The organism is Methylocystis sp. (assembly GCF_051061285.1).
Classification (GTDB): Bacteria; Pseudomonadota; Alphaproteobacteria; order Rhizobiales; family Beijerinckiaceae; genus Methylocystis.
On sequence record NZ_JBPFEA010000002.1, the window covers coordinates 50,916 to 70,310 of the forward strand.

Genomic DNA, 19,395 nt, shown 5'->3' on the forward strand with positions numbered 1-19,395 from the left:
CGGCCCCGTCTCGTAAACCAGGCCGCATCGCACTGCAGATAACGGTTCCACCTATGACGAAACGCCATCGCTCGCGCTTCCTGCTGGTGCGGCTCGGCGCTCAGAACGTCGGACGTCGGCTGCTGCGGAGTCTGTTGCTCGGCTTGGCGGTGATGATCGCCGTCGGCGTTGTCTTTTCCGGCTTCGTCACCGGCTGGTCGCTGCGGGAAGGAATCTTGACGACCTTTTCGCGGATGGGCGCCGATCTCATTGTCGTGCCGCATGGCGCCTTGGTGAACATCACCAGCACGCTGCTCACGATACAGCCGACGGATCTCGATCTGGATGTCGCGCTGGGCGACAAGCTCAGAGCCGTTCCCGGCGTGGCGAAGGTCGCCGCGCAGCATCTCATCCGCGCGAGCGTCGAAGGACGCGCGATCAATCTGATCGCCTATGATCAGGCGACCGATTTCACCGTCGAATCTTGGTTGCCCGTGGGCGAGAAACCCGTGGCTGCGACAGGGGGCTTGCTTGTCGGGGAGCGGGTCGCGCTGAAGACCGGCGAAGCCCTGACGATTTGCGGTCGGTCGCTGGTCGTGACGGGACGATTGGGCCGAACAGGCGTGGGCCCCTTCGACGAATCTTATTTCATCACTTTCTCCGCGCTCGACGATCTTGCCGCCGCGGCGATCCGGGCGCGCCCTGCGAACGTCCCTGTTCATCCGCCTGCGTCTTCGCCTTCGGAAGGGGTCGACGCGACGCATCATGATCACGCCGCAGGACGGGCCGAATGCCTTCCATCAATCGCGCAGGATCGTGTCTCTGCATTTCTCCTGCAACTGTCGCCCGGCGCCTCGGCGGAGCAAGCGCGTTTCGCCATTGGACAGATCCCGGCAATCAAAATCGTCACGGGCAATCCGATCTTCACCGCGGCGCGTCAATCGCTGGGCAGCCTCTTCTGGGGCGTGGCGATTTTCGCAGGCCTGCTGATGCTGGCGATATTCTTTCTCGTGTCGTTGTTGTTTTCCGCCATCGTCCAAGAGCGCTATCGCGAAATCGGCGTGTTGCGGGCCATGGGCGCGCGGCCGGCGCAGATCATATCGATCACCCTGATCGAGGCGGGGCTCATCACAGGCTTTGGCGGCCTGTTAGGCATCGGCGCGGGTTTCTCGCTGATCTTCGTTTTTGCGCGTTCTCTCGGCTTTTATTTCTCGTCCCTCGGCGTGCCTTTCGACGCCCCGCCTGCCGGAGTCATATGGATCGCCGCGGGCGCCGCCGCGCTCTGCGGCGTTACGATCGGCGTCGGGGGAGCTTTTGTCGCCGCTTGGCGGACGCGGCGTCTCCAACCCTATGCGATGATCCAAATGGAAAGCGCGCGATGATTCTTTCCGCCAAGGGTTTGCGGAAGCGCTACGGCGGCGATCCTGGCGTGGACGCGGTAATCTCTGCCGATTTGGTCGTTGGCGCAGGCGAGTTCGTTTCGATCGTTGGACGATCTGGCTCCGGTAAATCGACGCTGCTCGCCATGGTCGGCGGGCTGACGGCGCCGACCGAGGGCGGCGTTCAACTGGCAGGAGACGAGATCTGGGATCTGTCCGAGGCGCAGCTCGCCGATGTCAGGCGGGAGCGCATCGGTTTTGTCTTTCAGTTCCCGAGCCTCCTCCCGAATCTTCGGGCCATCGACAACGTCGCCTTGCCAGCCCTTCTGGGTGACGACGTGACGCCAGAATACGCCTATGCGCGCGCGCAAGGCCTTCTCGCCCGCGTCGGCCTGAGCGATCGGATGACAGCCTTCCCAGGACAGATGTCCGGCGGCGAGCAGCGTCGCGTCGTCATCGCGCGGGCCTTGATCAACGAACCGAAATTGCTTCTCGGGGACGAACCGACAAGCGACCTCGACGAGGAGACGGAAGAAGAGATCTTCGCGCTGCTCGACGATTTGCGACGAGAAGAAAATTTCGCAGTGGCGCTCGTCACGCATAACCATGCGCTGGCGCAACGCGCTGATCGCATGTTCGAGATGCGGCAAGGAATTCTCCTTCCGAGCGACGCGCCGCGCGGCTTCGTCGCTGCGCCGATCCGGCGCCCCGAAGCGTCCGCGTTAAAAACGCCCGCGCCGGTCGGCGCCGATGCAGACGGCGCTCGCGATTTCGAAAAACTCGGCAAGACGCTATGGGCGACAGCGGGACGCATCTTCGCCGCCGCGGCGCTGATGTTCGTCTTAGCGTCTGCGGCAAATTACGGGGTGGCGCGCTATCAACAATATGAGCTTGACGCCGATCGGCAGCGACTCGCCGCGCTCGAAGAACTTGCGACGTCCACCCTGCAGAGCGACGTCGCGTCAATTTCGCAGCTCGGCGATGGCCGCTATGAGGTGACGATTTATCTGGAGAACACAAAAGCCGAACAACCCATTTACGTCATGTCGCCGAGTGTGCAGGGTTTCGTGCAGGTGGGAGTCGGCTGGCAGGAAGCGCCGCTCACGCCGATCGACGACGCGACCGCCGCGGTGCTGAAAGTCACTGGCCGGCAGCTCTACCGCTTCATCTTTGAGGCCCGCCTCGCGAAGTTCACCGAGTTATTGCCACACTACATGCATGTGCGCTTCAGCAACAACATGCTGGTCAGTCCCGAGAGCACGCCCACGAATGAGTTATTTCAGCGCGTCGATAATTATTATGTCTATCTGAAACCGGACAATGTCGACGACGCTACGATCGCAAAAGACGTCCGTTTTCCCGGGCCGCCTCCGCTCTGGATCTGGATGCCGCCGCACTGAAGTCGCGCGCCTTGGCGCCCTTTCTCCAGCATCTCCCGCAAGTCGATGGGCGCCGTCGCGCGCTACGCGGTGGCGGCGGCATCCAAAATCGCCGCCGCTTCGATAAGGTCGAAGTCGGGAATTCGCGCCTTCGTCAAAGGATCTTCGCCTGATATCCATTGTTCGAGCGCATGTGGCGCGGAAAGCGCGCAGTTGAGAGCTCTGTTGACCTCATAGAGTCCCCAAGCCAGTCCGGCGCGCCGCAGCGCCGCCATCAGGGCGTTCTGAACGAGGCTGCGGACAACGAGATGCGGCGTGGAGATCGGCGCTTCAACGGCTTCGCCTCTCACCGCCGCAAGGCATAACGCCTCGTCGAAGGCCGCATGACCGCGGCAAGCAAGCGGACGAATTTTATAGGCGAGGCATAATTCGCCTTCGATCAGCGGGCAGGCATGCTGGGCGGTCAGTCGCTGTTCTTCAGACAGGCCGCCAACGGCCTGATCGGCGTCGGCGATGCGCTTACCGAGCATTATGCCGCGCTGCCGAAAGGCGGCGGCGTTGACGGAAATGAAGCGCGCGAGCAGGAATATTTCCGGCGCCGTCGCGACGACCCGAAGGCGGCAACAGGCCGCGCATTCTCCCTGACAGGCGAGCGCTGGCGCGCCTGCCGCCTGAAGGGCGACGTTTTGCGTGAAGCTGTCAAAAGCTTGCGCGCAGAGCAGCGCGACGAGCTCTGGGCGCGCCCCGCGGGAGGAGCCTATCGTCTCGCTGAAGGCATGCGACGCAGCCTTGAAGAAGGCGGAAGGGCTGATATCTGCGCTCACTCGTATCTTCTCCACCTCGCGCCGGTAAGATGATCAGGGCGAGCACGTAGCCGACAATCAAGGCCGCGCCGGTCCCGCGGTCAACCCCACATGCCAGAGGCGGCGGCCAATGCTAACCAACCGAGATGCGCTCGTGGACTCCATAGAACTGGAACAGACACGGATCGATTTCGAAGAATTCCGATCTCGCAGGCAACGGCCGAAACTTTGCGATGTCGATAGCGACGTGCGCTCATGTCTTGAGCTACGCTCAAGAAAAAAACCAAAACGCAAGCGCAATCCAGAAGATGATCATTGCGGCGCCCCAAAGAAAAATACCAAGTTGAGGTCCGTCGTCTCGGCTCGTCATTGCGACCTGTCGCCGAGTTGCTTGATGTGCATAGTCATCAATGTCGCGCTGCGATTGGAGCTTTTGTGGCTCTGGCGGAAAAAGCTGCTTGACGAGATGCCCGCAATATTCACCGTGCGGATTTGGTCGCGGAAGGCCTGATGTCCCGCCTGACCTTTCGGGAGCGATCGCTCTGCCATTCGCGCGTTTGGATTCTACGGTAGCACCGCCGAGGCGGACGCAATTCTGTCGCATCTATTTCTTCGCGCCCCTGACCCGGCTGTTTTTTGTCACTCCATGAGAGCGTGCGCCAAACTCCGCCACGAAAGAAAAGATGGCTCCGTATCGATCAGCCGCGTCAGATTGCAAGAGCCGATTCCCTGACCGCATCAGTATCCACAGTCATTTGTAACCGAATCGGGCGCGACGGTCTAGTTCTTTCGCTTATTCAGGATAAGTCTCGGTGATTTAATACTATTTCTGATCTGTTCGGTCCTCAGGACTATTATCGTTCCATTGCACGGCGCCGGTGGTCGTGTCCCCAAGTGGGAGGTGAAGCGTTCGTGGCGCTGGAGCCATTGGCGCGCTCTAAACTTTGGGAATCGATCAATTTATCTGCATTGGGGCAATTCCGCCCAAATGCAGCGTGATCTCGTGAGCGGCGTCATTGTCGAGGATCGCATGCACGAGCTTGCCGGCGGGAGCCTCCGCCTCGATGGCGTTGAGGAAGCGGACAAATTCCTGATGGCGGCGACGCTGCATGTCGCGGCACTTTGCCATCGAGCGCGTTGAGCGCCGCGAACGGCGTGGTCGTTCCGTTCCTTTTGTCGTCATGCGTCAGGGAGGGCCGCCGATCGGCCCAAGACAGGTTAGGGAGATTCCCGCGCGCATCGCGCGGACTCGCACGCGCGTCGAACGACGGGAATCCCTCCAAGGACTTAATCGTCAGACTTTAGCCACTAGAATATCGTCTGCAGACGCAGGCCGAGATAGCTCGCCCGCGCCCGCAGCGGATTCCACGGATCTATGATCTGGACGTCGCCTGAGAGGCGCAGCCACTTGGTCACCGCGAAATTATAGAAGGCCTCGACGCCGCTCTCGCTGCGACGGTTAATGCGCCGCGCTTGCAGTCCGGAGAGAAGCAGCGGGCTCAGTCGATAATGATAGTAGCCGACGCCCCAGCGATCATCTTCGCGTCCCGTCATCAGATTGTTGCCGGCGAGGCCAGCGACCACGCTCCATCTGACCGGGTTGGGATTGCCGTCCGACAGAGTCGCGAGCGAAAACACGCCCCAGCCAACCTTGGGGTCCGTAGCGCTCTGCATCAGATATTGCTGAATGGCGTAGGAAACGAAGCGATAGCCCTTTTTGGTGATTCCTTTAAGCTGAGCGATCCTCGGGGTCTCGTCGATATCCTCGAGATCGAAGCCCCTGGCGTTGCTGTAGGCGACGCGAACCGTATGGAAGCCCTTGAGTCCGCCGATCTCGACGGGCACGGTCAGCATCAGCCCGGCGCCGATTCCGCGCTCGAAGGGCCGTTGGATGACGCGAGGCTGCAGAGCGTTACGCGGGTCGGCGACCATCAGTTTGAGGTCGAAATATTTGGTCTTGAGCGCGGCGACGCCGCCCAGAAGGTAAGGCGGCGCGATGATCAGACGGTCGGCGACGCTCTCCGGCGAGCTGACGCCGATGCCGGTCGAAGGCAGCGCGAAGGAGCGGTTCATGAAGGTCTCGATGCCGCCGCCGCCGACCAGCGGCGTCTGCGCGGCGAGCGTCAGCATGTTGAACTTGCCGATCGTCACCGAGAATTGCTCGCTGAATTCCTGGGTCAGCGTCATCGATAGGGCCGAGTGATAGCCGTCGCGCTCGATGAACGCCTGGGCGACGTTGACCGGCAGCAGCGCGAGATCCTGCCGGTTCACGTTGCGGCCGAAATAATGCTCATATTGCGCGTTGAACTTGAGCCCCTTCCAGAACCCAAGCTTCTCGCCGTCGACGCGCAGAAATGTATCCATGACGCCGCCGTAGCGCGCCGTCCGATTGATCGCGCCGGAAGTGATGCCCTGCTCGAACTGGGTGATCCAGACGTCGACGTCGATTCCGAATTTGCGCAGCTGCTCCTTGGGGCCGTCCGGCGTGTCGGTCAGCGACTTCTGCTTAGCGAGGGAAACGGCATCGTCTTCGGCGAGGACCGGGGCGCCCATCGTCGCGACAAGGGCTGCGAGGCTGGCGCCGGCCGCGGCGATTAGGCTGCGCGCGCGTCGTCTTTTCGGGGAGGCCGGCCCGCTCCATTCCCTCCGCCGCCACATCTCTTCGGCCTTCCCGCCAGCCAGATCGGTGAATCACATGCGCTGCCGAGCTTAACGGCATCGCCGCGCTTGTCTATCGACGGCGCGCAACAGCCGCGAGCTTTCGCTTCGCAGCCGACGTCCGGCGCCTGCTCCGGGCGAGCGCGGCCGCGCTTCCGCGTTGACGCCCTCGGCCCCTCTCCCTACTGTGCCGCGCTTCCCGCTACAGATTGGCCAGTTCGCACCCATGTCCGCACCGCTCCTATTGTCGCCTGAACTCGTCGAAGCCGCGCGCGTCTCGCCCGCCTGGCCGTTCGAAGAGGCGCGAAAGCTCGTCAAACGGGTCGAGGCGAGCGGTCAGAAGAGCGTGCTGTTCGAGACCGGCTACGGTCCGTCCGGCCTGCCGCATATCGGCACCTTCGGCGAGGTCGCCCGCACCAGCATGGTGCGCCGCGCGTTCGAAGTCATGACCGAGGGCAGGATCGCGACGCGCCTCGTCGCCTTCTCCGATGACATGGACGGGCTGCGCAAGGTCCCCGACAACATCCCCAACAAGGAACTCGTCGCCGCCCATCTCGGTAAGCCCTTGACGCAGGTGCCGGACCCTTTCGGCACGCATGACAGTTTCGGCGCCCATAATAATGCGCGGCTGCGCGCCTTTCTCGACGCCTTCGGCTTCGAATACGAATTCGCCTCGTCGACGCAATATTATAAGAGCGGCCGCTTCGACGCCGCGCTGAAGCATATGCTCGCGCGCTACGATTCGGTGATGAAGATCATGCTGCCGAGCTTTCGCGAGGAGCGCGCGGCGACCTATTCGCCCTTCCTGCCGATCCATCCGAAGACCGGCATCGTCATGCAGGTCGCGCTGACAGGCTATGACGCAGAAGCCGGCACGATCTCCTGGACCGATCCCGATACGGGCGAGGCCTTCACCACGCCCGTCACCGGCGGCCATTGCAAGCTGCAATGGAAGCCCGACTGGGCGATGCGCTGGTATGCGCTCAATGTCGATTACGAAATGGCGGGCAAGGACCTCATCGACTCGGTGAAGCTGTCCGGCGCGATCGTGCGGGCGCTTGGCGGGCGTCCGCCGGAAGGCTTCAACTACGAACTCTTCCTCGACGAAAAGGGCCAGAAAATCTCGAAGTCGAAGGGCAATGGGCTGACGATCGAGGAATGGCTGACCTACGCCAGCCCCGAGAGCCTGGCGCAATTCATGTTTCAAAAGCCCACGGCGGCGAAGCGGCTCTATTTCGATGTGATCCCGCGCGCAGTCGACGACTATTTGAATTTTCTCGACGCCTATCCGCGCCAGGACTGGAAGAACCGCCTCGGCAATCCCGTCTGGCACATCCACGCCGGAGACCCGCCGCAGGCCGAGACGCTGGCGCATGAGGGCGACGCCAAGGGCGTGAGCGTCTCCTTCTCGATGCTGCTCAATCTCGCCGCCGTCGCCAACGCCGAAGATCCGGCCGTGCTTTGGGGCTTTCTGCGCCGCTATGCGCGATCCGCGACGCCTGAAAATCATCCGCGGCTCGACAAGCTCGTCGGCTACGCCGTCGCTTATTTCCGCGACTTCGTGAAGCCGGCGAAGACCTATCGCGCCGCCGACGAGGTCGAGCGCGAGGTGCTGCAAAAGATCGACGAGACGCTGCGCGATATGGACAACGCCAGCGCCGAAGAAATTCAGTCGGCGCTTTACGACGTCGGCCGCGCCGCGCCGCGCTACCAGGATTTTGCCGCCAAGGGCGCGACGCCGGAGCGCCCCGGCGTCTCCAACGATTTCTTCAACATGCTGTATGAGGTGCTGCTCGGCGAGAAGAAGGGCCCGCGCTTTGGCTCCTTCATCGCGCTTTACGGCGTCGCCGAGACGCGCAAGCTGATCGAGGACGCGCTCAACGGCGCCTTTGTGGCGCGCGAAACCGCCTGATGCGCGCAGCCGACGCCGACATTCTCATCGTGCCGGGGTGGAGCGACTCCGGCCCCGAACATTGGCAGACGCGCTGGCAGGCGAAACTGTCGACAGCCAGGCGCGTCACTCAACGCGACTTCGAGAAGCCGATCCGCGCCGAATGGGAAGAGGCGATCGCGCGAGGGGTTCTCGCCAGCGCCCGACCCGTTGTGATCGTCGCACATTCGCTCGGCGTGATCGCCGCGCTGCATGCGGCGCAGCGCGTCGGCGATAAGATCGCCGGCGCCTTTCTTGTCACGCCGCCTTCGGAGGCGGTGATCCGGGAGTTGCCCTCAGTCGATTCCGCCTTTCTGCCGATACCGCGCGCGAAGCTCCCGTTCCCTGCGGCGCTGGTCGGCAGCAGCGATGATCCCTACGCCGATCTGCTCTTCGCGCGCCAACTCGCGCAGGACATCGGCGCGCGCTTCATCGACGCCGGCGCCGCCGGCCACATCAATGTCGACAGCGGCCACGGGCCATGGCCGGAGGGCTCGCTCGCCTTCGCCAATTTCATGGCGAAGCTCTAACGCGCGTCATCAGTTCGGAGTATTGACACGCTATTGGCGATCGTCGACCCTGCCGCACGCGCCGGTCCCGGCTTTCTGGCATCGGCGTCGACGCGATTTTCTGACGGCCGTTATTGAGAAGATTTGAGATGAGCATCACCAAGACGTTCCGCTTCGCCGCTGCGCTTACACTGGTCTTTTTCGCCGCAAGCGCGCCGGCTTCGATGGCGTTGGAACGCGTCGAACAGCCCTCTTCCATTCCGGGCGCCGGCCCTTGGGACGAAAAGGCCTGGAACGACTTTTACCGTACGAGCCAAGGCTCCCGCCTCATCCCCTGGGACTGGATCAAAGCGCTCAAGCAGGCTGACGGCCAACCCTTTCTTGCGGATGGACTGGCCCGCTACGGCTATCTGGCCAACCCCGCGAGTCCGACTCCAGGGCTGCCGGTCGGCTTCGTTGTATCGGATGGAGTCCTGGGACCCAGCTGCGCCGCCTGCCATACGCGGCAGATCGAGGTCGAGGGCAAGGCCTATCGCATCGACGGCGGCCCGGCGCTCGCCGACATGGGCGCGCTCTGGGCCGACCTCGACACAGTGGTCGGGAGGGTTCTCGCGGACAAGGCGTCCTTCTCTGAATTCGCCAAGGCCGTTCTTGGAAGCGGCTACGACCCGCAGAAGGAAACGAAGCTGCGCGCCGAGGTCGATCTCTGGTATGCGCGCCACCACGCCATCACCGAGGCGGGCCTGCCCAAAGACAGGCCCTGGGGCGCCGGACGCATCGACGCCGTCGGCATGATCCTCAACCGGGTGGCCGGTCTCGACATCGGCCCGGGGCCGACGCACATCATTTTGGGAAATATGCGGAAGGCGGACGCGCCGGTGCGCCCGCCGTTCCTGTGGAACGCGCCGCGGCAGGATCATACGCAGTGGCCGGGCTTCGCCGACAATGGCGACCGCATTCTGGCCATGGCCAGAAACGTCGGACAGGTCTATGGCGTCTTCGGCGAGTTCTTTCCTGAGAAAGACGCCACGCATCTCCTGGGCTTCAATTACGTCAAGGCCAATTCGGTCGACTTCAAAGGGCTGATCGACTTGGAGCGGCTCGTCGAGCGGATCGGTCCGCCGAAATGGCCGTGGTCCGTGGACAGGACGCTCGTGGCGCAGGGCAAGCTCATCTACGAGCGTCCCTATGAAGAGGGCGGATGCGCCGATTGCCATGGGATCGATCGAGGACAGCCGCGTCTGCTCAATCCGGACACTTGGTGCACGCCCGTTCAGGACGTCGGCACCGACGCGCGCGAATATCAATATTTCGCGCCGGACTGGAAGGTCGACACCGGCGCGCTGACCGGCGCCTTCATTCCTTTCGTGTCCGAGCCGCTTGGCAGGACCGACGCGCCCGTCTCGGTGCTGGCGACCGCGGCGCGCGGCGCAATCCTGCAGCACTTCCTTCCTGTAACGGTGAACGGCGTTGAGCGAAAGAAAGCCGACGTGGCGCTGGCGATTCTGCAGCCTTTGATCGAAGAGCTGAAGGGCGTCTACAAGATTCCGGGCACGCCGGGCGCAGGACGATGGGCTTGCCGCCGGGCGCCCGAGACGCCGGGCAAACTCAAATTTGAAGCGCGCGTCCTCGAAGGCGTTTGGGCGGCGGCGCCTTATCTGCACAACGCTTCGGTTCCGTCGCTCGCCGAGCTCTTGAAGCCGCCACAGGACCGCGCCGCCGACTTCAAAGTCGGCCCGGCCTATGACATTTCCGCTGTCGGCTTGGCCGCGGAGCAGCCGAAGTCGACCTTCCTGATGAAGACGGATTGCAACAGAGGCTCCGGCGTCAGCCATTGCGGCCACGACTTCGGAACGGCGTTGAGCGCGGCGGACAAGCGCGCCCTGCTCGAATATCTGAAGACGCTGTGATCGGGGCATCTCGGGACACAATGTCCCGAGACGCTTCCTGGCGACGTGGCGCCTTTTTCCTAAATCTGCTTTTCCTCGCGACGGCGTCGCCTATATCGACCTTCCTGGCGTCGCTCGACGCGGAGGAAGGGACAGGTGGAGAAATCCGAATTCATTCTGCGGGCGAAGCCTCCGCCTGCGGTCGGCCTGTTCGCCGAAGCCCCTTCGCTTTCGGCGCTCGCTGAGCAAGAAGCCGGCTGCAGGCGCTGCCAGCTTTATAAAAACGCCACGCAGGTGGTTCCCGGCGAAGGACCGCCGCGGGCCCGCGTGCTGCTGATCGGCGAGCAGCCGGGCGACCAGGAAGATGTGTCGGGACGGCCATTCGTCGGGCCTTCCGGCAAGCTCCTCGATATCGCGCTGGAGCGCGCCGGCGTCGCCCGCGACAAATGTTTCGTCACCAATGCCGTCAAACATTTCAAATTCGAGCCGCGCGGCAAACGCCGCCTGCACAAAAAGCCCGACGCCGGCGAGATCGACGCCTGCCGCTGGTGGCTCGATCGCGAACGCGCTTTGGTTCGTCCCGGACTGGTCGTGGCGCTCGGCGCGACTGCGATTCGCGGCGCGCTCGGCCGCTCGGAGGCGGTGTCGCGTCTGCGCGGCGATATCATGGATCTCGATGACGGCGCGCAATTCCTGGCGACCGTTCACCCCTCCTCTCTGCTACGCTTGAAGGATGAATCAGATAAGCGCGAGGCGTGGCGAGGCTTCCTCGCCGATCTTCGCAAGATCGCTCGCTGGATCGAAACGGACGCGCGCGCCAATTAGAGGCGCTGCGCTCGTAGGCTCGCTGGCCTTTGCCTGCGGCGCCCACGCTGAACTGCTGAAATTCGAAACGCGGCCCGACGGCGCGAACGAGGCGATGTCCGCGACAGTGAAGCTCGACGGAACGTCTTACGACATCGCCGGAACGCTCGCGAAGCCGGCGAAGCCGCCAAGCGGCGGCGCGACGTCAATCTTGATCGAAACCCAGTCAAGCGAGGACATAAAGCCGCTGGCGCTCGAGCGCGGGCTCGCCGTGCTGACGCTCGATGTCGGCAAGCTCCCCGACAAAGCCAGAGAGCCGGCCTTGCGCGATGTCCTCGGCCATCTTCGCGGCCCGCTCAAGATGAAGCGCGTGCTCGGCCGCGCGCGGGGCGCTGACGCCGATGCGATGTCGGGCGCCTCGTCCGCGTTCGACGGCCTGTTGCTCCATGACGCGAGCCGCGAGCCCGCCGCCCCGACGCGCTTTATCGCGACCTGGGGCGCCGACGCCTATTGGCGCGAGCAACCGCGCGTCGAATTCACGAACGCCGCGCCGCCAAATGGTCGTCGCTTCTATCTCGCCGGAATCGCCGCTTCGACCGCGACGACAAATTGCGCCGCGCCGGTTAATGCGCGCGCAGCCGCGCCAGCGGAGAGAGCGCTTTTCGCCGCGCTCGACGAGTGGACGGCCAAGGGCGCCGCGCCGCCCGCCTCGCGCGCGCCTCTCGACGCCGATTTAGCGCCCGCGCAGGATTTGAAATGGCCGAAAATTCCCGCCCTGCCCGCGCCGCCGGGCGCGCGCCGCGTTCCTAAGATCGACGCCGACGGCAATGAGATCGCCGGCCTGCGCCTGCCCGACCTTGCGCTCCCTGTCGCGACCTTCACAGGCTTCAACGCGCAAAAGGACAAGAAAGGCCCGCCTTGCGCCGCTGGCGCGGCGATCCCCCTTGCGGCGACGAAGGTGGACCGCGAAAAGAACCCCGATCCGCGTCCCGCGCTCGTCGAGCGCTACGGATCGCGCGCCTATTTCGTCGCGACCATGCGCGTGATCGCCGACAAGCTCGTCAAGGAGCGGCTGCTGCTGCAGCAGGACGCCGACGCCTATGTCGCCGCGGCGCGTTCGGCCCCCTTCTAGCGATTGAGGACAAAAATCCCGGCGTTGAGATAGGTCGCGAAGGCCACCCAGAAGGCGGTGGGCGCAAGCGAGTATCCCGCGACGCGATCAAGCCGCCAGAACAGAACGATCGCGACGGCGAGGAGCGCCGCCATCGGCACAATGACGACGAGTCCGAGCTGTGGGCTTCGCGCGTAGAAAAAGGCGAAGGACCAAGCCGCGTTCAGAACGAGCTGCGCGAAAAACACGAAGATCGCCGCGCGCCGGCCTGGCGTCGCCGGCTCGAGCCGAAGAACGCGATAGAAGGCGTAGGCCATCAATATGTAGAGAGCCGTCCAAGCCGGGCCGAACACCCAATTCGGCGGATTCAGCGGCGGCTTAGCGAGCGTGTCGTACCAAGGGACGTTCGGCGTCGTCGCGAAATTGCCGAGCAGCGCCGCGGCGAGCACAGGCGCCGCGGCGGCGGTTCCGGCGACGAGCCGTGACTGGCGTTCCGGATAAGACGTCGAACTGCTCATTGCGCCGCCTCACGCTGCGTCCCGCATATCGGGCGCAGCGCGGCAGCTTCAAGGCTGCTGCAGGATCGGGAAAAAGACGGGCGTCGCGCCGACGCGAACGCTGTTTTGCGATGCGAACATGTCGTCCTTCATCCAATTGGGCAGGTCGTCTTCGCGATGGCGGCTGATGAGAGTCTTGTCGCTCTCGCCGAGATAGATGCGAATGCCGCCCCAGACAGCCTTGTAATCATTCTCGCCGACGCGGCTTTCGATGAAGCCGGTGATCGCGGAATTGCCGAGATTCCAGATGAGCGCCTCGCCGCTGAGCGCGGCCGCATGCCGCCCTCCGACGTAACGATGGCCGACCGAGATTTTGACGTTGTAGGTCGGATAGACGCTGATATCGAACATGTCGAAGAAGCGCCCGCGCCGCGGCTGCCATTGATAGGCGAGATATCCCGGTCCATAGCCCAGCGGCGTGAAGAAATGACCCGCGCTCTCCTCATAGCCGGCGATGCTGGAGAGCGAGAACGGTCCATAGTAATAGGCGCTTTCAGCGCCGACGCGGAAACGCGTGTCGTCAAGACGCTTGTCGTGAGCGATCGCGCCATAGCCGCCGAGGAGACCCACGCTCGGATCGCGCCAGAAGGCGTGTCCGGCGCCGCCGCTCACGAAGAAGCCGCGATGCGCCGCCGCGATCGCGTCGACCTGAAGGCCAAAACGGTCGCCGACGGGGGCCGTGATCGACCCCATCCCGCCGGCCGAGGCGTTGTTCAAACGCGCGAAGCCCAGCCATTCAGACCCGCCGCCAAAACCTTCGAGCTTGCCGTTGACGCCGTCGACGGCGCGCTTGGGTCCGGGGTTTTCCGAGAGCGGAGCCTTCCACCAGCTCGGACCCTCGGCGCGCGCTGACGACGCAGCCAGGGCGACCGCCAGAACGGCGAGAAGCTGACGCTTGTATGACATTTCGATTGAAGTCCCGTGCGGTGATCGTCGTGAGCGGTCAACCCTAAAGGGCTTCAGCTGCGCTGGCTGTGACATTGCGGCAACAGCCCTCCAAATTAGGATCATCAGAAGCATCGAACGCACAGCTGCGTTAAATTAATATTGCGGATCAAGCTTTTGAGCGGCGGCGCCCAAATGTTCGCTCAAATTCTCGCGCGTCGCCGGATCGACAATGGCGAAGGGCGCGGCGACCGCCGCCCCGGCCACGCCGCCGACCGCCGAAACCGCGCCGGCCGTCGCCAGTCCGAGCTGATCGCCGACGCCCGCCTGTCCGTCTCTCAGCGGCTGACCCTGCGCCAGCCTGGCGCCGATCGAGCGCACGACCTCCGGAGAGGCGGCGAACTTGCTGTGCTCCAAAGGATCGCTGGAGGCGATGCCCGTTAAATCGACGACTCTGACCTGATCCCGGTCGAGGATTTCCTGATAGGGCTGCGCGCGCGGATCGACGGCGCCCAGTCGCGTATTGCCCCAGAAGCGGCGAGACGCGGCAAGCGCGTCATCGTCGCGCGAGGCGAACAGCGTGAAGACGGACGGCCGTATGCCGATCTCGGCGATCTGGCGCCGGAAAACGTCGAAGTCGACGTCCGGCGCGGCGAGCATGATATTCTGGATTTTCGATCCGATCTGACCGTTGCGGATCGCCATCTGGCGTAGCGCTTCCAAGGTCACCCAATTGCCCATCGAATGCGCCAGGATCGAGATCTCGCCGACGTCCCGGTCACGCTGCAGCGCCTGCAGCACGCGTTCCAGGGCGTCGCGCGAATAGCTGGCGCTCTCATGATCATAGCCATATTGCAGCAGCCGGCCGCGCGACGGCCAGGTGAACAGCACCGGCGTGACGTCGGCGCGCGAGTCGTGGACGATCTGCGCGAAGCGGTAGACCGCCTCCTCGAAACGCGTGTTGAAGCCGTGGACGAACAGAAGCACCTGCCGCTTGGGCGTCTTGCGGATGCGGGCGTTGAAGTCCGCGAGCGCCGCCTCCCGGCTCAGCACCTCGGCGCGAACGGTGGCGAATTGGATGGCCGGGTTCGGCGTTGGCCCTTCCGGCCACTGCACTTCACCGACCACGCGGGCGGCGTCGGGCGGGATCGAGATGGCGATATCGGCGAAATGAACGCCGTGTCCGCGTTCGCCCGAAAACATGACGCCGGGCTCGGAGTTATCCGGCTGCCGGGTGGTCACGACCAGGAGGTCGACGACGCTGGCGCCGGGCGCGACCTGATGCGTGGCGACAAGGGTGCCATGCGGCCGGCTCGCGCAAGCGCTGAACGCGAGCGCCAGAAGCGCCGCCAAGATAATCCGCCCGCGCCCCATACGCCGCCCGTGCACTAACTGTCCATCTGCGCGCCGCCGCTCAGGCGAAGCCAAACACGCTCCGTCCGTCATCTTTGCGGCTCAAATGCGACGGTTTCCCCGTGCTGTGTGAAATCGCACTGATTTCTTGGGAAGAATGCGGCAATATCGACAGGCTCGCTCGAGAGACGAGCGTCGGAGGCGGGGCTGGGACGAATCGCCTCCGACTGCGCAGGGGAAAGCCTCAAAAACTTTCCCCTGCCTTTCAACCGCGGGTCAGCGCCTTTTCGATATCCTTGAGCGGATGGCGGGTCAGGTCCTTGGCGAGTTCGCCGACGACCTTGCTCTGCGCCTTGACGGACAGCTCCTTGCGAATTTCGCCGAGCGCCTTTGGCGGCGCGACGATGGCGATCGCATTCAATTCGCCCGACTCCGCCGCCTGATTGATGCGGTCCGCCATGGCGCGGGCGAAGCGCTCCTCCTCCAGCTCATGCCAGTCGACATTTTGCACGGCGCTGCGGCCGGGCGAGAAGGACGTAAAGCTTCGGCCGGGACGATCCGTTCCCTGCTCATGCGTCGGCGGATTGTCGTCAACGCGCGTCTCGACGACGCGAAGGTCGAGGAGTTCGGCGTCGCCATGGTTTTGGAAAAACAGCGCCCGGCGGCCGTCTCCGACCAGGACCCAGGCGCCATTGCCGACGGAAAATTCGCTCATGATGCTCCCTCGCCTTCCAACGTCCGTTCTTATCATTCTCGGCGTCAGGCAAGGCCGCTCATTGCGGCGGCCGAAGCCGTCGCCTCATGCAAGCGTCTCGTATCCTCGCGGGAGTTCGGTCACAAGCCCGACAGCCGTTACGCGCCCCTTCTTGCGAAGAGCGCTCTAACGCAAGGATAGCGCGCGGCCGGGCGCGTTCAATCCGCGCTTCGCTGCGTCACGCCGCGAGCTTTTCTTCCTTGTCTGCCTTGCCGGGCGCCTGCGTCATCTCCCGCAGCGCGGCGTCGAGCGATCCCGAGCGGCTTTCGGCCTTTACGGCCCTCGCCTGCAAGACAGCGGCTTTGCGCTTGATCGCGCGCTCATTGAACGCCCAGATCAGCCAGCAGACGCCGGCGATGCTGATGAGCGCCGTATAGGGTTCGCCAATGGCGAAAGACGACAGGAAGGAAAAGTCGGGTGCGCATTCCTTGGCGTATTCACACGCGTCCGACCAATCCTGAAACCACTGTTTGACCGATTCCATCATGACCTCCTGGCCGCGCAGACACTTCGACGGGCGCGCGCCCCGCCGGTCGAATCGTGTAACGCAGGCATATGGCGAACATTGTGCGCTGCAGCATATCGCGCGTCAACCGGCGGGGGCTCGGTCAAAATGGCGCACCGCCTTGAAATGAGGCAGAAAACTCGGCGAGCGGGACCAGCTGACGTCTGCGTTCCTCGCCCTGTCATGCGCGCGGTCGCTGGCCGCGCAAAGCAAAACACGCGCCATCGTCGGAGGCCGAAAACGCAACGATTCAGGGCGCGCCGATGGCGTTTTTCTGACAAAAGGGAACTTAAACGCCGCAGGAGACGACAAATGCGGATTACGCTGGTTAAATCGATGCTTTTATGGGTCGCGATCGCCTTGGCGCTCTCGGGCTGCGGCGTGAATTATCATTTCAATCCGGGCCCGCGCACATGGCCCGCCGCCGCCAACCCTCCCAACAAATGACGTCTCGCTGTCTTCGCTTAAAACGGAAAAAATCATGGCCACGGTTCGACTGCTCACCGACGAAGACCTCTCGCCCGAAGCGCGCGCCGTCTTCGCCGACATTCGCGCGACGCGCAAAAGCGACTTCGTCAATAATTTCTGGCGCGCGCTCGCGCATGATCCGGCGACGCTGAAGCGCACCTGGGAGAGCGTAAAACAGGTGATGGGTCCGGGCGTGCTGGAGCCGAAGGTCAAGGAGATGATCTACATCGCCGTCTCCATCGCCCATGGCTGCCCCTATTGCATCCATTCGCACACGGCGAACGCCCGCGCGAAGGGCATGAGCGAAGAGGAATATCGCGAAGTGCTGGCGATCGTCGGCATGGCGTCGGAAACGAACCGGCTGGTCACGGCGCTCGGCGTGCCGATCGATGAGGAATATGAGGTGGGGTGAGCGGGCGCTATGACGTGCGGAAACCCCGCCAAAGACCGCACAATTCTCAACTGTCACATTTTCAGTGCTCGCATCCCTACCCGCCCCGGCTCGATGACGGAGAAATGCCCGATCCAGTCATCTCGCTCCGCGATCCGCGCCGCAAGCGTGTCGCCTGCCGACGCAGCCGGCGGCGTCGGCAGGCGAAAACAGGATGATTCCACATGATCGCGCGAAATCCGACCGCCAAGCCATTTCACCGAAGTCCTTGTCGAAGGTGAGCAGAATTCGACGGTCCCCTGTGGCCATGGCAAGAACGGCTTCGTCGCTTGCGCCAGACGCCGTTTCGCAAATCCAGACCACATCATGACCGGCGCGACGCAAGGCGAACACGGCCTCGGCGGGAAAATTCTCATCGGCGAGAAAGCGCATGTCACGCGGCGCTAGGGTAGATTTTCTCCGACTTCAAGGCGTCTCGCGCATAAGCGAGGCAGGCCGAAATGTCTTCGCGCGAAAGCGTCGGGTAATTGCGCAGAATATCCGCCTGGGACCAGCCGTCGGCCATGAGCCCGATGACGAACTCGACTGAAAGCCGCGTCCCGCGCAACACCGGCTTGCCAGCAAGAACCTGCGGGTCGAGCACGATGCGAGGATGGTCCGTCATTGAGGCAATCTCCTTGCGCCAATATACACCGCCCGGCCGCAAATCACACCGACGGGCTCTGCTCCCTTTGCATCATTCGCTCACCGCCAACGCCGGCGCGAAGCGCATGTGCGAAGAGGAATATCGCGAAGTTCTGGCGATCGACGGCATGGCGTCCGAGACGAACCGTCTGGTTGCCGCGCTCGGCGTGCCGGTTGATGTGGTCTATGAGGTGGAGTGAGCGCGCAATGGGGTCGGTTGCCCTGGAGCTACGCCATAAGCAGTCCTCATCCTGAGGAGGCTCCGCAAGTCGGGTATACCCGACTTGCGCATATGAATGTCGATCTCGGGCAAGCCCGAGATCGAGGAGCCGTCTCGAAGAACGAGGACTGCGGCGCCCAGAAATTCTCGTCACCTGGAGACGCCCCTCGTCCTTCGAGACGCGCGCTTCGCACGCTCCTCAGGATGAGGGACTTGGGTTGCGCGGTTGAAACGGCTTTGCTCGCCCGCCTGATAGCATCCTCTATGCGTCATGCCCGCGCTTGTCTGCGCGCCGCCTACTCCAATATCGCCGCGAGTTTCGCCAAAGCTTCTTCGACGATTTCCAGCGGCGCGGCTTCGAGCCGGCGGGCGCGGCGCGCGCCGAGGTCGAGCGCGCGCGGCTGGTCGCAACGGATGACGCCGGTGGTTTGCGTCCCGGCCCCGGTCAGCGAAACGGCGAAGCCGGCGGTGCGGGCGAAATTGCCGCCGCTCGTGATCGGCAGCACGATCGGCGTTTTCGTCAGCCGGTTGAAGGCGGCGGGCGAGACGAGGAGGACCGGCCGCGCGCCCTGCTGCTCATGACCCGACGTCGGATCGAGCGAAACGAGATAAATGTCGCCGCGCTCCACCTAAATCAGCTCTGACCCTTGCGGCCTGTCGTCGAGCCAGGCGCGGTCTTCTTCAGACGGCTCGGCCGAGGCGTCGCACTGCGCCAGAAGCTCGTCGAGCGTATAGCGGGGCTTGGCCGCCGGCTCGATGATGAGCCGGCCATTGTCGACCGAAACGCCCACCGTCGCGCCGACCCGAAGATTCAGCAGGTCGAGAATCGCCGGCGGCACCGCCAGCATGACAGAGCCGCCGACTTTGCGCAGAGAGGTGGTGTGCATGATGGGTCTCGATAGGGTTATACGTAAATATAACTCAAATGTGAGCGATTGTAACCCCAGTGAGCCAGGAGCGCGTCACGCCATCGCTCGAAGCCATGGCCGGGCTTAACCGTATCCCTCCGTCGTGGGCCACCTGGCGTTGATCCCGGTTTTCGAGATAGCTGCCTGACGGTGGCGCGATGATCGTGTCCATTTCAAATACAAGCGGACACTATCGATGTCGGGCAGCGATGCAGATCGGGCGGCTCTC

20 protein-coding genes and 2 pseudogenes are annotated in these 19,395 nt (G+C 63.6%); 10 read left to right on the forward strand and 12 right to left on the reverse strand.

Translation table 11 applies throughout. The annotated features are described in order from the left end of the window. The first annotated feature begins 53 nt into the window (after positions 1-53). Together ACR65T_RS00280 and ACR65T_RS00285 are read left to right on the forward strand one after the other, a co-directional pair. Positions 54-1,361 (forward strand): ABC transporter permease, encoded by a 1,308-nt coding sequence (locus tag ACR65T_RS00280; RefSeq protein ID WP_434494616.1) that lies wholly within the window; start codon positions 54-56, stop codon positions 1,359-1,361. Beyond that, positions 1,358-2,758, forward strand: coding sequence for an ABC transporter ATP-binding protein (locus ACR65T_RS00285; protein ID WP_434494617.1), 1,401 nt, complete (start codon positions 1,358-1,360; stop codon positions 2,756-2,758). Before ACR65T_RS00280 ends, ACR65T_RS00285 begins: the two co-directional genes overlap by 4 nt. A 62-nt stretch (positions 2,759-2,820) precedes the next feature. On the opposite strand, the gene ACR65T_RS00290 is transcribed toward ACR65T_RS00285, so the two are convergent. The 3 genes and pseudogenes from ACR65T_RS00290 to ACR65T_RS00300 form a co-directional block, all read right to left on the reverse strand. Continuing rightward, positions 2,821-3,561 (reverse strand): YkgJ family cysteine cluster protein, encoded by a 741-nt coding sequence (locus ACR65T_RS00290; protein ID WP_434494618.1) that lies wholly within the window; start codon positions 3,559-3,561, stop codon positions 2,821-2,823. 979 nt (positions 3,562-4,540) lie between these two features. Continuing rightward, positions 4,541-4,742 (reverse strand): annotated as a pseudogene (locus ACR65T_RS00295) (IS630 family transposase); the annotation flags it as partial. Between the two features lie 106 nt (positions 4,743-4,848). Then, positions 4,849-6,093, reverse strand: coding sequence for a carbohydrate porin (locus tag ACR65T_RS00300; protein WP_434494619.1), 1,245 nt, complete (start codon positions 6,091-6,093; stop codon positions 4,849-4,851). Positions 6,094-6,424: 331 nt separating this feature from the next. On the opposite strand from ACR65T_RS00300, the gene ACR65T_RS00305 reads away from it, so the two are divergent. The 5 genes from ACR65T_RS00305 to ACR65T_RS00325 all read left to right on the forward strand — a co-directional run bounded on the left by ACR65T_RS00305 (position 6,425) and on the right by ACR65T_RS00325 (position 12,462). After that, entirely contained in the window at positions 6,425-8,110 is a 1,686-nt protein-coding gene (locus ACR65T_RS00305; protein ID WP_434494620.1) for a lysine--tRNA ligase, read from the forward strand. Beyond that, a complete protein-coding gene (locus ACR65T_RS00310; RefSeq protein ID WP_434494621.1) occupies positions 8,110-8,658 on the forward strand; it encodes an RBBP9/YdeN family alpha/beta hydrolase in 549 nt (182 codons plus the stop codon). The genes ACR65T_RS00305 and ACR65T_RS00310 overlap by 1 nt, the downstream gene beginning before the upstream one ends. A 128-nt stretch (positions 8,659-8,786) precedes the next feature. Beyond that, positions 8,787-10,547 carry a di-heme-cytochrome C peroxidase gene (locus tag ACR65T_RS00315; RefSeq protein WP_434494622.1) on the forward strand — a complete coding sequence of 587 codons (1,761 nt, stop codon included), beginning with the start codon at positions 8,787-8,789 and terminating at the stop codon, positions 10,545-10,547. Positions 10,548-10,682: 135 nt separating this feature from the next. Continuing rightward, positions 10,683-11,351 carry a UdgX family uracil-DNA binding protein gene (locus ACR65T_RS00320; RefSeq protein WP_434494623.1) on the forward strand — a complete coding sequence of 223 codons (669 nt, stop codon included), beginning with the start codon at positions 10,683-10,685 and terminating at the stop codon, positions 11,349-11,351. Between the two features lie 94 nt (positions 11,352-11,445). After that, positions 11,446-12,462 carry an alpha/beta hydrolase domain-containing protein gene (locus ACR65T_RS00325; protein ID WP_434494624.1) on the forward strand — a complete coding sequence of 339 codons (1,017 nt, stop codon included), beginning with the start codon at positions 11,446-11,448 and terminating at the stop codon, positions 12,460-12,462. Here the strand turns inward: ACR65T_RS00325 and ACR65T_RS00330 are convergent. The 5 genes from ACR65T_RS00330 to ACR65T_RS00350 form a co-directional block, all read right to left on the reverse strand. Next, the gene (locus ACR65T_RS00330) at positions 12,459-12,959 is read right to left on the reverse strand and encodes a TspO/MBR family protein (protein ID WP_434494625.1); all 501 of its coding nucleotides are present in this window, start codon (positions 12,957-12,959) and stop codon (positions 12,459-12,461) included. The two genes, ACR65T_RS00325 and ACR65T_RS00330, sit on opposite strands and share 4 nt — an antisense overlap. A gap of 48 nt (positions 12,960-13,007) precedes the next feature. Further along, positions 13,008-13,904 (reverse strand): hypothetical protein, encoded by an 897-nt coding sequence (locus tag ACR65T_RS00335; protein ID WP_434494626.1) that lies wholly within the window; start codon positions 13,902-13,904, stop codon positions 13,008-13,010. A gap of 135 nt (positions 13,905-14,039) precedes the next feature. Then, entirely contained in the window at positions 14,040-15,257 is a 1,218-nt protein-coding gene (locus tag ACR65T_RS00340; RefSeq protein ID WP_434494637.1) for an alpha/beta hydrolase, read from the reverse strand. A gap of 244 nt (positions 15,258-15,501) precedes the next feature. Then, positions 15,502-15,951 (reverse strand): host attachment protein, encoded by a 450-nt coding sequence (locus tag ACR65T_RS00345; protein ID WP_434494627.1) that lies wholly within the window; start codon positions 15,949-15,951, stop codon positions 15,502-15,504. A 217-nt stretch (positions 15,952-16,168) separates the two neighbouring features. Continuing rightward, the gene (locus ACR65T_RS00350) at positions 16,169-16,477 is read right to left on the reverse strand and encodes a hypothetical protein (RefSeq protein WP_434494628.1); all 309 of its coding nucleotides are present in this window, start codon (positions 16,475-16,477) and stop codon (positions 16,169-16,171) included. 330 nt (positions 16,478-16,807) lie between these two features. Here ACR65T_RS00350 and ACR65T_RS00355 point away from each other — a divergent pair, with 330 nt between their 5' ends. After that, positions 16,808-16,942, forward strand: coding sequence for a hypothetical protein (locus ACR65T_RS00355; RefSeq protein ID WP_434494629.1), 135 nt, complete (start codon positions 16,808-16,810; stop codon positions 16,940-16,942). A 34-nt stretch (positions 16,943-16,976) separates the two neighbouring features. Continuing rightward, positions 16,977-17,375, forward strand: coding sequence for a carboxymuconolactone decarboxylase family protein (locus tag ACR65T_RS00360; RefSeq protein WP_434494630.1), 399 nt, complete (start codon positions 16,977-16,979; stop codon positions 17,373-17,375). A 117-nt stretch (positions 17,376-17,492) separates the two neighbouring features. Here ACR65T_RS00360 and ACR65T_RS00365 read toward each other — a convergent pair whose 3' ends face one another. Then, on the reverse strand, positions 17,493-17,786 hold the full coding sequence (locus ACR65T_RS00365; RefSeq protein WP_434494631.1) for a DUF5615 family PIN-like protein: 294 nt from the start codon (positions 17,784-17,786) through the stop codon (positions 17,493-17,495). Between the two features lies 1 nt (position 17,787). Further along, positions 17,788-18,018 carry a DUF433 domain-containing protein gene (locus tag ACR65T_RS00370; protein ID WP_434494632.1) on the reverse strand — a complete coding sequence of 77 codons (231 nt, stop codon included), beginning with the start codon at positions 18,016-18,018 and terminating at the stop codon, positions 17,788-17,790. Positions 18,019-18,091: 73 nt separating this feature from the next. Between ACR65T_RS00370 and ACR65T_RS00375 the strand changes: the two are divergent. Then, positions 18,092-18,238, forward strand: a pseudogene (locus ACR65T_RS00375) (carboxymuconolactone decarboxylase family protein); the annotation flags it as partial. A gap of 316 nt (positions 18,239-18,554) precedes the next feature. Here the strand turns inward: ACR65T_RS00375 and ACR65T_RS00380 are convergent. Together ACR65T_RS00380 and ACR65T_RS00385 are read right to left on the reverse strand one after the other, a co-directional pair. Next, positions 18,555-18,887: a type II toxin-antitoxin system ChpB family toxin gene (locus tag ACR65T_RS00380; protein ID WP_434494633.1), complete on the reverse strand. Its 333-nt coding sequence runs from the start codon at positions 18,885-18,887 to the stop codon at positions 18,555-18,557. After that, on the reverse strand, positions 18,888-19,145 hold the full coding sequence (locus ACR65T_RS00385; protein WP_434494634.1) for an AbrB/MazE/SpoVT family DNA-binding domain-containing protein: 258 nt from the start codon (positions 19,143-19,145) through the stop codon (positions 18,888-18,890). It lies immediately after the preceding gene. Between the last annotated feature and the right edge of the window lie 250 nt (positions 19,146-19,395).